The sequence below is a fragment of the Bacillus sp. C-3-6 genome, from assembly GCF_054509685.1.
On sequence record NZ_CM137247.1, the window covers coordinates 2412086 to 2426587 of the forward strand.

Annotated in this window: 15 protein-coding genes; 11 read left to right on the forward strand and 4 right to left on the reverse strand. The window is 31.1% G+C overall.

Annotated elements, in window-relative coordinates:
- Positions 1-105: 105 nt before the first annotated feature.
- Both ACW0JX_RS12285 and ACW0JX_RS12290 read left to right on the forward strand, forming a co-directional pair.
- Positions 106-900, forward strand: a complete 795-nt coding sequence (locus ACW0JX_RS12285; RefSeq protein WP_459245726.1) for a VOC family protein — start codon at positions 106-108, stop codon at positions 898-900.
- A 116-nt stretch (positions 901-1016) separates the two neighbouring features.
- Complete coding sequence (locus ACW0JX_RS12290) at positions 1017-1769, forward strand: aminoglycoside phosphotransferase family protein (RefSeq protein WP_459245727.1); 753 nt, start codon at positions 1017-1019, stop codon at positions 1767-1769.
- Between the two features lie 78 nt (positions 1770-1847).
- Here the strand turns inward: ACW0JX_RS12290 and ACW0JX_RS12295 are convergent, their stop codons facing one another.
- Positions 1848-2795, reverse strand: a complete 948-nt coding sequence (locus ACW0JX_RS12295) for a phosphotransferase enzyme family protein (RefSeq protein WP_053564427.1) — start codon at positions 2793-2795, stop codon at positions 1848-1850.
- A 331-nt stretch (positions 2796-3126) separates the two neighbouring features.
- Between ACW0JX_RS12295 and ACW0JX_RS12300 the strand changes: the two genes are divergently transcribed.
- Complete coding sequence (locus tag ACW0JX_RS12300) at positions 3127-4221, forward strand: helix-turn-helix domain-containing protein (protein ID WP_089171067.1); 1095 nt, start codon at positions 3127-3129, stop codon at positions 4219-4221.
- 14 nt (positions 4222-4235) lie between these two features.
- Here ACW0JX_RS12300 and ACW0JX_RS12305 read toward each other — a convergent pair whose 3' ends face one another.
- Positions 4236-5927: a M3 family oligoendopeptidase gene (locus ACW0JX_RS12305; RefSeq protein ID WP_459245728.1), complete on the reverse strand. Its 1692-nt coding sequence runs from the start codon at positions 5925-5927 to the stop codon at positions 4236-4238.
- 170 nt (positions 5928-6097) lie between these two features.
- On the opposite strand from ACW0JX_RS12305, the gene ACW0JX_RS12310 reads away from it, so the two are divergent.
- The 3 genes from ACW0JX_RS12310 to ACW0JX_RS12320 all read left to right on the forward strand — a co-directional run bounded on the left by ACW0JX_RS12310 (position 6098) and on the right by ACW0JX_RS12320 (position 8509).
- Positions 6098-6691, forward strand: a complete 594-nt coding sequence (locus ACW0JX_RS12310; RefSeq protein WP_459245729.1) for a DUF4030 domain-containing protein — start codon at positions 6098-6100, stop codon at positions 6689-6691.
- A 70-nt stretch (positions 6692-6761) separates the two neighbouring features.
- Positions 6762-8132 carry an aminotransferase-like domain-containing protein gene (locus tag ACW0JX_RS12315; RefSeq protein WP_144465186.1) on the forward strand — a complete coding sequence of 457 codons (1371 nt, stop codon included), beginning with the start codon at positions 6762-6764 and terminating at the stop codon, positions 8130-8132.
- 20 nt (positions 8133-8152) lie between these two features.
- Positions 8153-8509 carry a carboxypeptidase regulatory-like domain-containing protein gene (locus tag ACW0JX_RS12320; RefSeq protein ID WP_144465187.1) on the forward strand — a complete coding sequence of 119 codons (357 nt, stop codon included), beginning with the start codon at positions 8153-8155 and terminating at the stop codon, positions 8507-8509.
- Positions 8510-8617: 108 nt separating this feature from the next.
- Here the strand turns inward: ACW0JX_RS12320 and ACW0JX_RS12325 are convergent, their stop codons facing one another.
- Both ACW0JX_RS12325 and ACW0JX_RS12330 read right to left on the reverse strand, forming a co-directional pair.
- The gene (locus ACW0JX_RS12325) at positions 8618-10051 is read right to left on the reverse strand and encodes a 4-hydroxyphenylacetate 3-hydroxylase family protein (RefSeq protein WP_459245730.1); all 1434 of its coding nucleotides are present in this window, start codon (positions 10049-10051) and stop codon (positions 8618-8620) included.
- 18 nt (positions 10052-10069) lie between these two features.
- A complete protein-coding gene (locus tag ACW0JX_RS12330) occupies positions 10070-10513 on the reverse strand; it encodes a cysteine dioxygenase (RefSeq protein WP_459245731.1) in 444 nt (147 codons plus the stop codon).
- 290 nt (positions 10514-10803) lie between these two features.
- Here ACW0JX_RS12330 and ACW0JX_RS12335 point away from each other — a divergent pair, with 290 nt between their 5' ends.
- The 5 genes from ACW0JX_RS12335 to ACW0JX_RS12355 all read left to right on the forward strand — a co-directional run bounded on the left by ACW0JX_RS12335 (position 10804) and on the right by ACW0JX_RS12355 (position 14471).
- Positions 10804-11004 carry a hypothetical protein gene (locus tag ACW0JX_RS12335; protein WP_000279689.1) on the forward strand — a complete coding sequence of 67 codons (201 nt, stop codon included), beginning with the start codon at positions 10804-10806 and terminating at the stop codon, positions 11002-11004.
- Positions 11005-11164: 160 nt separating this feature from the next.
- On the forward strand, positions 11165-12091 hold the full coding sequence (locus tag ACW0JX_RS12340) for a zinc-dependent alcohol dehydrogenase (protein WP_459245732.1): 927 nt from the start codon (positions 11165-11167) through the stop codon (positions 12089-12091).
- Between the two features lie 81 nt (positions 12092-12172).
- Positions 12173-13030 carry an NAD-dependent epimerase/dehydratase family protein gene (locus ACW0JX_RS12345; RefSeq protein WP_459245733.1) on the forward strand — a complete coding sequence of 286 codons (858 nt, stop codon included), beginning with the start codon at positions 12173-12175 and terminating at the stop codon, positions 13028-13030.
- 55 nt (positions 13031-13085) lie between these two features.
- Entirely contained in the window at positions 13086-13583 is a 498-nt protein-coding gene (locus ACW0JX_RS12350) for a DUF421 domain-containing protein (protein WP_053564418.1), read from the forward strand.
- Between the two features lie 258 nt (positions 13584-13841).
- Positions 13842-14471, forward strand: a complete 630-nt coding sequence (locus ACW0JX_RS12355) for a class I SAM-dependent methyltransferase (RefSeq protein WP_098127265.1) — start codon at positions 13842-13844, stop codon at positions 14469-14471.
- The last annotated feature ends 31 nt before the right edge of the window (positions 14472-14502 follow it).

The window sequence follows — 14502 nt, forward strand, 5'->3', positions numbered from 1 at the left end:
AAAGTTGTAGTTTCTATATGAAAAATCCATCCTTCCGTTTGATTTTATCTATTTATAAGTGTAATACAATACGAATAGATAATAAGAAATGAGGGGGAATGTAAAGTGATTACACATATATCAGATATAAAACTACAAACGGTTTCCATAGAAGGGGTAAAACAAGTTTATAAGGACATATTATCTTTTCCAATAAAAAAAGAAACAGCATCCTTCATTCAATTTGAAGTAACACCTTATACAACAATTAGTTTTCAAGAAGTGTATGAACCAATCGCACCTGCACATTTTGCTTTTGAAATCCCATATTCAAAATTCCATGAAACAGCAAAATGGTTAAAGGACTCTGGATTACTCATTGTAAAATGGCAAAATGGAAATGTAATTGGTGAAGAGAATGGTCTATTCAATTTATACTTTAAAGACGGAGATGGAAATCTACTCGAAATTATCGCACATAGTTATGTTAAAGAGGATGTATTAGTACCACACTCACCTTTAAACATTTTATACGTAAGGGAAATTGGTCTTCCTGTTAAAAGTGTACCTGTTTTTACGGAATGGTTAAAATCAAATCTAAATATGAAAACGATGGAAGATGGGGATATTTTTAACTTTGTTATAGGTGGCACTGCATATATCGTCGCGACTTGGTGGCAGCGACCTTGGATTCCAATCGCGATGAAAGCCCTATCACCGAAAGTACACGTTTCTTTCGGAACACCAGACGTCGCATTTTTACAGCGAATCCATAATAACTTTAAGATAAATAATGTTCCCTTTGAATGTAAACATAATGAAGTATCATTTATTGAGCAGGGATATTCATTTTCTATTGTGTATACACCAGAGTTTCATTCCAATATTCCTAAAGAACTAAACTTGCCACTTTCTATTTAAGGATAGAAAGTGGTAAGTTTTTTATATCTTCGTGAAGAAGGTTTTCGTTATGATTAGAGTGAATGCAAAGAAAAGGATTAAGCGTTATTCAAATTTATTTTAAGGAGAGAAATGAAGTGAATCTAGGTAATCCAATTGCAAAAGGGAATACTGCAGAAATTTATTTAACTGATGATAAGGTTGTAAAATTATTTAAAGATTACCTCCCAGATACAGAGTCTATGAATGAAGCAAAAAAACAAAAATATGCCTATACATGCGGGCTGCCAGTTCCAAACGTATTTGAAGTGACAAAGATACAAAATAGACAGGCAATTATTATGGAACATGTAAAAGGGGACAACATTGGTGATCTTCTGCTTAATAATTTAAATGAGGCAGAGCGTTATATCGGCCTTTGTGTTAATGAGCAAAAAAAGATTCATGCTATACATGTGAATACAGATGAAATGGAGTTAATGAGGGAAAGGTTAGAGCGTCAAATTAAATCTGTGCATAAATTGGATGAACGCAAAAAGAAGGATATATTACAAAAATTAGATTTTATTACATTTGATTTTAGGCTATGTCATGGAGATTTTCATCCATTTAATTTGATTTTGAGTAAGGAAGAGAAAGTGAAAGTTATAGATTGGGTAGATGCTAGTTCAGGTGATATTCGCGCAGATGTAATTCGAACATACTTGTTGTACTCACAATCTTCGGTAGAATTAGCTGAGATGTATTTACATATATATTGCAGTCGTACCGGCATATCAAGAGATGAAGTTTTTCAATGGGCTCCTATTATTATTGCAGCTAGATTTTCTGAAAAAGTATCACCGCAAAATGAAGTGTATTTGAGAAGATTATTGAATCAGTATTTATAAGTCATAAAAAAGGTTGTCAGCTAATTAATAAATGCTGTTGTTTAACCAAAGTTTCCTTGCAGTTAAACAACAGCATTCTTAAATATTGATATAGGTATTCTTATTTTCGATCTTCATCCTATAAAGGTTCATAATCCGTACTTGTTCCTCCGTTAATTCTTCTTTATCCCAATACATATGCATTAAGCTATATTCAAAAATCTCCTTTAATTTAATAAATAACGGAAACTTGTCTTTCATCTCTTTTGGTAGCTCATTTTCCTCTTGGTAGCCTTCAAATAGTGCTTTTGTAATAGAATACTCATAGTCAACGATATTCCCATTTCCAGCAAATGAATATTCTATCGCACTATAAATAGGAACGGCTAAATCGAATATGTAAAAATGTTTTTCGCAGTCTTGAAAATCTATCATTGTTAAGTTTGAATTATTTTCGACTAAAATGTTTTCTAACCATAAATCTCCGTGTATTAAGCCGTAATTTGAAGGGGATTTTGGTAGCTCTTTTATGGAAGTTAAAACGTCAGATGCAATTTCTCTTATTGTATTTTCTTCTTTAGGGATATATTTAAGAAAATTATATTCTTCATTTTCATACCAATCGTTTATATGTTTTACTGGTTTAATCTTTTCAAAGCTTTTAGATATACGATGTAATTTTCCAATTTGTTTACCAAGTTTTTTAAATATATTAGAATTCCATTCAGACCTTGGTAAATGTATACCAGGAGCAGCTTTATATAATACAGCAAAAATCTCCTTGTCTAATGTGAATTTTTCTACAAAATTCCCTTGTAATGAAGGGATTATTGGTGGAACACCTAAACCATTTTGATATAAAAAATTCGTATATATAACTTCTTCTATCTGTTCTTCATATGTTTTGTAGTTTGTAATTCTACTGAAGTATGTACCTTGTTCTGTAAGACATTCATACATCTCATTTGTTATTGGCTTAATGTTAATAAAATTCAACGGATACTGTTCATTTATGAATTGAAGTATTTCTTTTTCTAGCTTGTTCATTGAAACGTCCTTTCCAAACCTTAATTTTTTAACTTGGGAATTAAAAGAATTTTATTTTATAAAATTCGTGTTTAATTTTTGAAATCCTTTAAAATGAAATATGATGTAAATTGACCTTTAATAATTAGTAAGGTGTTGCCAACATACTCATTAACGCTAAATTGAAAAATGAATAGAAGGTATGACAAAATAAGATAGATGAAAAAATATAAAATTAATACTTATATATAGATTATAAAGACTTTAGAGAAAGGCTCATGTTATAAAACACAAGAAATATCAAAAGAAAGAAACGCACTTCTCCTATACTTTTAAATAAGGAGTGAAGGAAATGAATGAACATATACAGCAGATGATTAATTGGATTGAGAGCAATTTAAAAAAGAGATTTTCATTAGATGAATTATCTCGTTACATGGGGTATTCTCCTTATTATTGCTCTTTTAAATTTCATCAAGTAACGGGTTTCAGTATTAGACGTTATATTCTTCTTAGAAGGTTGTATTTATCTACAGAAGATTTAAAGAATGGTAGGAAGATAATTGAGGTAGCGTTGGATTACGATTACTCTTCCCAAGAGGCTTATAGTAGAGCTTTCAAAAATGTTTTTGGAATGAATCCAAGAGAATACCAACTTAACAAAATGCCTATTCAATCATTTGTTAAACTAAATTTAAATAAAGAAGGGGTGTTTAAAATGAATATTTCTAGAAAAATAGAGGTTGAACAGTTACGAGATAGGAAGAGTGAGCTATTTGATAAAGAGGTACTTAACATATTAAATGGTCAAGTTATGTATGAAGAGTTTAAAAACGAAAAGCTAATGGGTGATTCTGATTATGCACCATTTAATGAGGCAATGTGTGTGAACTCGGCTACTACTCAAGTTTTTAATGAAGAGTTTATTAAAACAAGAGCGAAAGGACATAACAGTTCAGTAGAAAGTTATATAAAAAAGGTCATAGATCCGTTAGAAAACCTTTTTACGAAAAAGTATAAATGTATTGTTCTATGGTTTGGTGAAGATATGTTTTGCCAAATGAACCTACTTACCATACTTTCTCACCTTGAACAGTCTGCTTATGAAGGGAAGGTATACTTAAATAGCTTTAGAGAGGATGAATTTAAAGTAAATCAAATTGAACTTGAATTGGGGAATTATTCTTCTATATACAATGAAGTATTAGTAAACCATAAAAAGACCTCTCATAAGGTACCACCTGTAATGTATCAGGCTATAGACTTATTTTTAGAAATGTTAACAGAAGATAATGCAGTAATGAAATTCATCTCTAAAAATAAAGATTTATCAACTCGTGAATTATTAATAAAGTTGTTTTATCTTTTTCCAACAATCGGATATGGAGATACTCAGTACATAGAGCTGATTAATAAAATAAAGAAGAAAGCTACACCAAAAATATAGGTGCAGCTTTCTTCTTATAATTGCTCAAGTAATTCTAATTCTTTTTCTACAAATAGCATTAGTTCTTTAATTGTTTCACCAGAAAAATCAAAACGAATACCGGCTGCATCATACACTTCTTTTATAGATTGCGAGCTTCCTAGTGATAATGCCTTTTTATAATTTTCTAGCGCTTGCTTAGGATCCTCTTTATATTGTTTATACATTTGTAATGCACCAAGTTGGGCGATCGCATATTCAATATAATAAAATGGTACTTCAAAAATATGGAGTACAGGTAACCAACTCGTTGCTATCCAGTTTTCGTAGCCATCAATATGTATGACGCTAGACTGATAATGTTTTTGAAGTTGTAAGTATTTTTCATTTCTTTCTTCAGAAGTATGACTTGGATTTTCATACAGCCAGTGTTGAAATTGATCGACAATAAGCATAATAGGTAAATATGAAATAACATCTTTAAAGAAGTTAATTTTTGCTTGTTTTAAATCTTTTTTGTCTGTATAGAAGGTATCCCAATAATTAAGCGAGAATAACTCCATTGTCATACTGGCTAGCTCAGCTGTTTCAGCTGGAATTTCTATATACTGTCGTAATTTTAATGGTTTTATGAGTTCGTTATGAATACTATGACCCATTTCATGTATAAAAGTGACAATATCATCTTGTGTATAATTTAAGTTCATAAAAATATAAGATAATTGTGAAGCTGGTAAGTACTCACAAAAGCCACCAGCTGCTTTTCCTTTGCGGTTTGTTAAATCAAGACAATTGTGTTTATACATTCGGTTTAAAAGTGCTGAAAATTCAACATCTAGTTTATTAAAGATATGAGTGCTCTTTTCAATTAAATCATTTTCATTTGCAATAGGTTTAAGTACTTTTTGATCTGGAGTTACAGCTGATACATCCCACGGGCGAAGCGTATCAATTTGCAGTTTATCTTTTTTCTCTAGCAATATTTTATCTTTAAGAGGCACAACATACTTACGTATGGATTCAGCTAGTTCATAGCAATCTTTCGCTGAATAATCAAAACGCTCGTATTTTTTGAACATATAATCGCGATAATTCTCTAGTTGAATATTTTTTGCTTTTTGATGGCGAATTTCAATTAATTGATTTAATATGTTTTGGAGTTCTTTTTCAACAGATAAAAATTGTTCAGAAATAATGGTTTTTGCCTTTTTACGGGTGTCACGATTCGAATCTTGTAAATAGGATTGTAATTCTGTTATCGTTTTTTCTTCTCCGTCCCAAATTCCACTTAATCCTCCAGTGATTTCAAAGTACTCTGTGATTAATTTGTCTTCCTTTATTTCTAATTCGATATTTTCCTCACAAAATAACTTTTGAGCATTTTTTATTTTTGTATCTAATAAACCATATACGTTAGAATCTAATTCCATTCGAAAAGGTGACTCTAAATATTTATTATCCAATAAATTTTGGTACCGCTTTAAAAGTGGCTTTACAAATTGTTGATCATGTTCAAAAGTATCCTTTATTTCTTCATCATCCGTATTACATTGAAAGGCGATGTAATGTGATCTTAATTGTTCTTCGATGTCCCAAATTACTTTTGACTGCTCTTTTAACCAATTTTCAAGGTCTAGTTTTGAAGAAATCATTTTATTTAATAAAGTCGAAAGAGTTTTTTCCAATTGTAGTACATTACTAATATCAATCGTATTTACACGTTGCATTATATATCCCTCACTTTTTATTTATTCATAGAGATATTCTATTTATTAATTGTAATTCCCTTGTTAAGTGGGGGAAATGTGAAATAATGTTAAATTTAATAATTAAAGAAGGTATTTATATGTCAAAGTAAAAAGTTTATCGTAAATGAAAATATATGGAGGGGTGCTACATGAGAAAGGGAAAAAAGTTATTTGTATTTTTATTTCCACTTGCTTTATTATGTGCCTGTGAGAATGACATTGAAGATGCTAAAAGTGAAGAGTCTATAGTGATGGATATTGCTACAGCGGCGGTAAAGGAGGAATCTTTTTTTAATGCTGCTATAAGAGATGAAAAAGAAAGGATAGTAGATTTAGAGATTGCTGATAGCGAAAATGCTAACGAAATAAAAAAAGAAATTAATAAAAGATTGCAAATTCAAGGCGTTATGTCCTATAAAGTAAATGTATCTCAAAGAAACAAGGAGATTGTAAATGCAGAACATAGATGGGAGTTAGTTTTTGGACATATATTTGATGACGGATTCAGAAAAAACGGATATGAAGGGTTTAGTATTCAGCAAATAAATTATATAAAGAATCAACCTGTTACCATTGATATAAAAACTAAGATTAGCGATGATGAAGTAGGGGCGAGAGAACTTGGACAGAAAATAGAAAAAGAAGTTGAAGGTATACTTAAAACAGAAGCAGTAAAGAAATGGATTGAAAATGATTCATATGCTATTGGGATTTACGATATAGATGATCGGAAAATTAACTAATTGAGGAATGAATGCTATACGAATGGAAAATCGATATAGTTAAATATAGAATTACTGAAGGAGGTGTAAGATGTATAAGTATTTAAATATTTTAAACGACATAGAAAATATGATTAAAAATGGAGAAATAAAAGAAGGGAAGAAATTACCGTCTATACGGTCACTCGTTACGCAATATGAATGTAATAAGGCAACAGTTATACGTGCGCTTCATGAATTAGAAAAGCGTCACATTATATATTCTGTCCCTCAAAGTGGATACTACGTTGTTAAAAAATCAGAGAATACTATAGAAAATAACGAGATAATTGATTTTGCTTCCTCAGCACCAGATCCAGATGTTTTTCCGTATTTAGATTTTCAACATTGTATTAATAAGGCTATTGATACGTATAAAAATGATTTGTTTGTATATGGAACGCCGAAAGGGTTACCATCTTTAATACCAGTTATTCAAAAACAACTAGCAAATTATCAAGTCTTTACAAAAGAAGAAAATATTTTTATAACGTCAGGTGTTCAGCAGGCGCTTGCTATATTAACTTCTATACCATTTCCGAATGGAAATGAAACCATATTAATTGAACAGCCAACATATCATCTATATATTGATTATCTAGAAATAAATAAAGTTCCTGTAATCGGTATTAAACGTACGAATGAAGGTATCGATTTGAATGAATTGGAGCAAATATTTCAAACTGGAAAAATAAAATTCTTTTATACGATACCGAGATATCATCATCCGCTTGGAACTTCTTATTCTAAAGATGAGAAAGAAAAAATCGTATTACTGGCTAAGAAATACAATGTATTTATAGTGGAAGATGATTATTTAGCAGATTTAGAAACTGATTCAAAAGCAGATCCGTTATATAGCTTGGATAATTGTAGTCATGTCATATATTTGAAAAGTTATTCTAAGATTATTTTTCCTGGTTTACGGGTTGGAGTTGCGGTCATCCCACCATCCATTGCAAATGCTTTCTATACATACAAAAAGATACTAGATATTGATAGTCCGATGATTTCTCAAGCGGCTTTAGAAATTTATATAAAGAGCGGGATGTTTGAACGTCATAAAAGTAAAATTAATTCTTCCTACTACAATAGATCAATAAAACTAGCAAAAACATTAGAAAAAGTGCAAAATGAAAATCCATCATTATTTACATACAATAGACAAAACACATTTGGAATACACACTTGTTTAAAAATGCAGAAAAACACAGTTACAGAAACACTTATACAAAAATTAGGTGACATTCAAATAAGTATCGATACTATTGATAAGAATTATATGAGGAGTTTTCCTAAAGAAAGACTGTTAAAGTTAAATGTTTCGAATGTAAAAGAAGATAAGATTGAAGAAGGTATTCGTAAAGTACTTGAGGAAATCAAGCAATCAAGACAGTTGAATTTTCAGTTTAGAAAAGAATAATTTGAATTAGGAGGTTTGTTGTGAGGCGCAAAATCATTCTCTTGTTTGTATGTGGCGCTATAGTGGCAGGTGCAATTGTTGTGATTACATATTATAAAAAAGAGGATCAATGCATAGCAGTTGCTAAGTATTCAAGAGGTATTATCGTAGATCAAAATAACAAACCTATATTTAATGTGAAAATATATGAAGATTCAATTGAAAGTAAGGACCGCAGTATTTCAAATGCAAAAGGTGAATTTGAAATACTAGATGGGGTTTGTGGTGAGATTGTTTTACAATACGTTACTCCTGATGGAGAAATCTATACGAGAAAATATGATAGGAAGTATATACCAGAAGTAATAAAGCTGAATTATAAAAATAAAAGTGAATAAGATGAAAACATTACGGAGAAAAGTAGCAGTTGTGGCCGGAGCAATTATATATGTAATTGGATAATTATATATTTTTTAAGAGCACTCTTCAAAGAGTGCTCTTTTTCATCAATGTAAATATTTACTTATCATCTTTTTAAAGTGATTTTTATCATAATTTACATATTGCATAGCTGTATTTCGTATTGGATCTCCAGCATAAAATCTTTCATACAATTCGTGTCTAGATCCTAAGGGGCTTCCGATGATATCCCAGGCTAACTTAAATAATTTTGTGCGTTGTTCGGCATCTATATTCGTTCCTTTAAAGTACTTTTTCAATAAATCAGCTATAGGACTCTTGAAGTCATTCGAGCTCGAAGGAAGTTGAATGAACCCACCTGCTCCAATTAATTGTAAAATTTCTATTGCACGGGCATAATATTTGGAACCAAGACCCCTTGCAGTTTCGATATATTTAAAATTCGGCAAATAAGTTTTCGTATCATTTGTAGTACCTTCAACTTCAGCAGCAATTAAAAGTGCGCGAATTGTTTCGATTTGCATAATTAATTCCCCAAGCTTCTCTTGAACATGCAAATAAGTAGTAGCACCGATCGCTTCAGCAATTTCACAAGCAATTGCAGTTATAAATTCTAGCTTTACTACTAATCGTACAATTGCTTGGTGATAAGCTAAACTACTAGAAGCTACATCTGACTTTATTGCCCATAACGCTTCAGGGTTGTTATATAGTAAGACTCGTTCCCATGGTACAAATACATTATCAAAGATTAATAGTGCATCCATTTCATCGTACTGTGAACTAAGAGGGGAATCAACTGTACTAGAGTTTGTATTCGCAAATGGTTCTCTACAAACCATATGTAATCCAGGGGAATTGGCTGCCACAATGAGAAAGTGAGCTAAATCTTTTTGAGTATCAGTCAGTTTTGCTAATGGATAGATTAATAAATCATTTGAATAAGGAGAAGCAGTACCTATCATTTTTGCACCATTTAAATAAATCCCATCAGAAGTTTCCTTAGTAACTCTTAGTAACCCTAAATTTTTTGCATTCAATATTGATTCTGTAGAACGATTTATTTGTGGGTCACGTTGAACTACACTTAAGAACAAGTGATTATCTCTCGCTTTTTCATAATAAGATGTAATTTTATCTGGAAACTGTGCATCGAATTTTTTATAAAAATATCTTGATACGTACCAGCCAGTAAGTCTCGATCTTGCATAATCAGATAATCTACTCATTACACCGTCTGTAGCATAACTCCACGTTTCAAATGCAGTTCTTCTCATTAATAATTCATTATAGGAATTCGGAACTAAAAATGCTGTATGAACAAATTCTTTCGTGTTTGGGCTCACATATCCAATAGAATCTCTTCGTATGGGGTCATCAAACAATGTAAATAAATTAGAAATGGTACTTAATGTTCCTGCAAAATGTTTATCTGTAGTTACATCTATTTTTTGTCCATAGAGCCAAACATTTCGACCATCTTGTAAGCTCTTTATATAGTGATCCTTTAAATTTTGCATATTTCCTCCTTTTAAAGACTACTCATATATTTGTACATCTTTTAATGGTGGGGAATATACATGAAATGTTATTGCTGTTGAATCTGTAGCGTTATACATTTTATGCACAGTATCTTTTTTTACTGTAAAAATATTTCCCTCTGTAAACTCTTCAATCCGCTCGCTATTATTTTCGTACGTTATATTTTGTAGCGTACCATTGACTATTAGTATACATCCTACAGATATTCCGTGATCGTGCACAAAAGTCTTTGCTTTGCTGGGGAAATTTAATACTAAAATCTCTACAAATTCAGACTGATAGATAACGTTCCTTCCATATTCCAGATTAACTGGTGAAGTAATAAAAGGAGATATTTTATGAAGTGAAATATTTAATGATTGAATAGCGTGTATTAAATTGACCGTATCGTAGTTACATAGGTTATTAAACGTTTTTTGTATGTTATAAATCAATTGCATGTAAAACTTCCTCCTAAGCATGTACAGTAAAAGAAAACCTAATCTAATATTATATAGTGAGTATTGAATTACATAATATTGTATTGAAACATTTCCAAAAAGTGACTTCTTTTACTTAGGAAGTTTATTCAATTTGAAAATTGTGGTAATTTGTTCCGTTAAAATGATATGCTTGAACTATATATTTTTAATCCCGTTAAATCCCGACTGGTGAGGGTTGATAATCAGTGAAGGATGAACAAAATCCCCACTGATTAAAGTTTCACTTTATTGGAAAGGTGATGAAATAAATGGCAGTTCTTTTAGTGGATAATCTATATCAAATGTCTATTGTTTTACTGATCTTATGTTCATTTTGTTTTTATAGATACTTAAAGAAAATAAAAAGGGAAAGAAAGCTTACAGGTTTTGAAATTACGATGTATATCGTGACGCAACTTGCGTATTTCATTTGGGCGGCAACGACTTTTCTTAAAATGTTATCAGAATAGTAATCTTAAAGTATTAGACGCTGAACAGAAAGGTACAGGAGCATTAAAGGTATAAACGTGGGCAAGGGTAATTTATCATCTATTAGGTAAATAAATTTAGTCGAAATCTAGATGGATAACAATATTACTTATAACATCTTTATAAAAAGAGAGGATATAAATGGAACAATATAAGTTAATTGTAAAAGGGCCTAAACAACTTGAGTGGGAAACAAATGAAATTAAGGACATACAGGACGATGAAATTATCGTTAAAACAATCGCAGGAGCGATAAGCATTGGGGCCGAGTTACCACAGTATAATGGATCCGATGTTACAGATACGAATCCTTTTTATCCAAGAAAAACTGGATATGAAAGTTATGGTGAAGTGATTCAAGTTGGTAATAAAGTAACACATGTAAACGTAGGCGATAAAGTAGTTTCTTTTTATGGACATGAAACGATAGGGATAGTTAAGGGTTATAAAGTAATTCGAGTGCCTAGTTCTATACAACCTAAAGTTGCTTTATTATCTATTCTTTCGTGTGATGCCGCTAAAGGAGTATTGAAACTAAACCCGCGACAGGATGAAAAAGTACTTATAACTGGAATGGGAGTTATTGGTTTACTCGCTTGTTATTTCTTAAAATACTATGTAGGCGTTGAGCACGTGGATGTTGTTGAGCCTAATAAAAATAGAAGAGATTTTGCAAAGAATTTTGGTGCGAAAAACATATATGATTCAGAAGAGAAAATAATAGAAACATATAATTATGGTTTTGAATGTTCTGCTACAAATAGTGGGTTCCATACTTTGCAAAAAACTCTTAAAACTAATGGTGAAATATGTATACTGTCTGATGGTAATATTGAAGAACTAACATTAATTGCTAACTTTTATCAGAAAGAATTGCAAATCATTGGATCAAGTGACGGATACCATTATCAAAAACATGCAGATTGGTTTTTTAAAGAAATAGGAAAAACACCATTTATAGAAGAGATCTTTCAACATGAAATACATTATACTTCACTCATAGAATGCTTTGATGAATTGAGTTTAGGGATAATTAAACCATTAAAAGTATATGTTTCATATGAATAACGAAAAAAATGAGCAAATATTTGTCACATACCTCACAAATGTTTCGTCACATTTATGATTACTAAATGAGGAGGAACATATATGAAAATATTTGTAGCAGGTGCAACTGGTGTAATAGGACGTTCTTTATTGCCAATGTTAATAAAAAATGGGCATATAGTTTTTGCGATGATCCGTAATACTTCGCAAGTAGAAGCAATGAAAAAGATTGGTGCTATACCAATAATAGCTGATGTATTTAATAGAAAGGCTGTGTTTTCTGTATTAGAAGAAACAAATCCCGATGTAGTTATTCATCAATTAACGTCATTGTCTTCATGGAATTTTGAGGATAATGCAAAAATTAGAACAAAAGGCACTCGTAACCTTGTCGATGCCGCTAAAAATGTAGGGGTACAGAAAATAATCGCTCAAAGTATTTCATGGGCGTATGAACCAGGGGATACATTTGCGACTGAAAAAGACTCACTACATATTACTGCTTCTATGCCTCGGCAAGTCACTGTTAATGGCATATTGAAATTAGAAAAAGCTGTTACTGAGTTACCTGAATCGGTTATACTTCGTTACGGCACATTATACGGACCAGGAACATGGTATGCGGAAAACGGATTAATAGCAAATCAAGTTCGTAATAATGAAATTATCGCATCAGACGGGATAAGCTCGTTTATACATGTTGAAGATGCTGCAAGAGCTACTATGCTAGCTCTTAATTGGCCTTCAGGAATCGTAAATACTGTAGATAATTATCCAGCAACTAGTAAAGAATGGTTACCAATATATGCAGCAGCGATAGGTGCACCTCAGCCTAAAGTTCAAGATGGGAAAAATAGTTGGGAAAGAGGAGCTTCCAATAATAAGGCACGTAAAGAGTATGGTTGGATACCTTTATTTCCATCTTGGTCTGAAGGATTTAACAACTTAATAGGTAAGTAAAACACACCTTTAATGGGAATGATAGTAAAATACACCATTAAAGGATTGGGTTATTATGAATATAATTTGGGAAAGTATTATATTAACTCTTACTGGAATAATTGTTTTGAAAATGACAGGTAGTACATCTGTCAGCCAAATGACAAGAGCTGAAATCATTATAGTTGTATCAATTGGCCGTATTATTGTAGAACCTGTATTAAGTAGAAAAGTAGTCCCATCTATATTCGCGGCTATCATATTTGCAAGCATATTACTTATCATTCATTTCTTTGAATTGAAATTAAGGAAGGTGGAAGAATTTTTAAATGGAAGTAGCATTATAATTGTTGAAAACGGAGAGATTGTAAAAGAGAATTTGATGCAGGCAAAAATGTCGGAACAACAACTTTATATGCAATTAAGAGAAAAAGGAATTCATGATTTGAAGATTTTACAAAAAGTTACAGCTGAACCGAATGGTCGTATTGGTTATCAATTAATAAAAAAAGCACAACCAATAACTTTAGAAATGTTAGAAAAAGTATTAGATCGGTACAATATAAAAAGATAATTTCTCGTGAGAAAAAGCCAATACTACAATAAAAATATTGGCTGTTTTTTTATTTTCAATAAACGTAAAGATTAATAAAATAGGGTAGATTTTTCACCAATCTTTATATTAGATATAGGCTTATTATTATGCTATATTCAATGGAGCTACGATGACTAAGGTAAGTGGTATGAATAGAAGAAAAAACTGTATAGCAAATACAAAAATGCTTTTAATTTGATACTGAAAATGGATTGAAAATAAGGAGATAGATACATAATGGAATTTTGGGAATCAAGTTTTATTGAAAAACAAACGATGTGGGGATTTGAACCTACAGAATCTGCAATTTTGACAAAAGATTTTTTTCTTGAAAAGAACGTTAAGGATATATTAGTTCCGGGTATTGGATATGGAAGAAATGCAAATGTTTTTATCGATAATGGTATAAATGTAACAGGTATTGAAATTTCAAAAACAGCCATTAATTTAGCAATGCAAAATGGCCTAGAAGATATTAGTATCTATCACGGTTCGGTAAATGAGATGCCTTTTGATAACAAATCATATGATGGTATATATAGTCATGCACTTCTACATTTGTTGAATAAGCAGGAGAGAGAGCAATTTATTAAAGATTGTTATAATCAGCTAAAACCAGGTGGATATATGGTTTTCACAACTGTTTCTCAAAAAGCTCCAATGTTTGGCAAGGGAAAACAGTTGGATAAAGACTATTTCGAAATAATGGAAGGAGTAAAAATGTTCTTCTATAATTCTGAATCTATAAAACGAGATTTTAATAAATATGGACTAGTACAAGTTTCCGAAATTGATGAACCAAATAAGCACATGGAAAATAAGCCTTCAATCAATTTCTTAATGATAAAATGCCAGAAGGAACTATAAATAAAAGTTTTTAAATATTTCTAAAGATGTT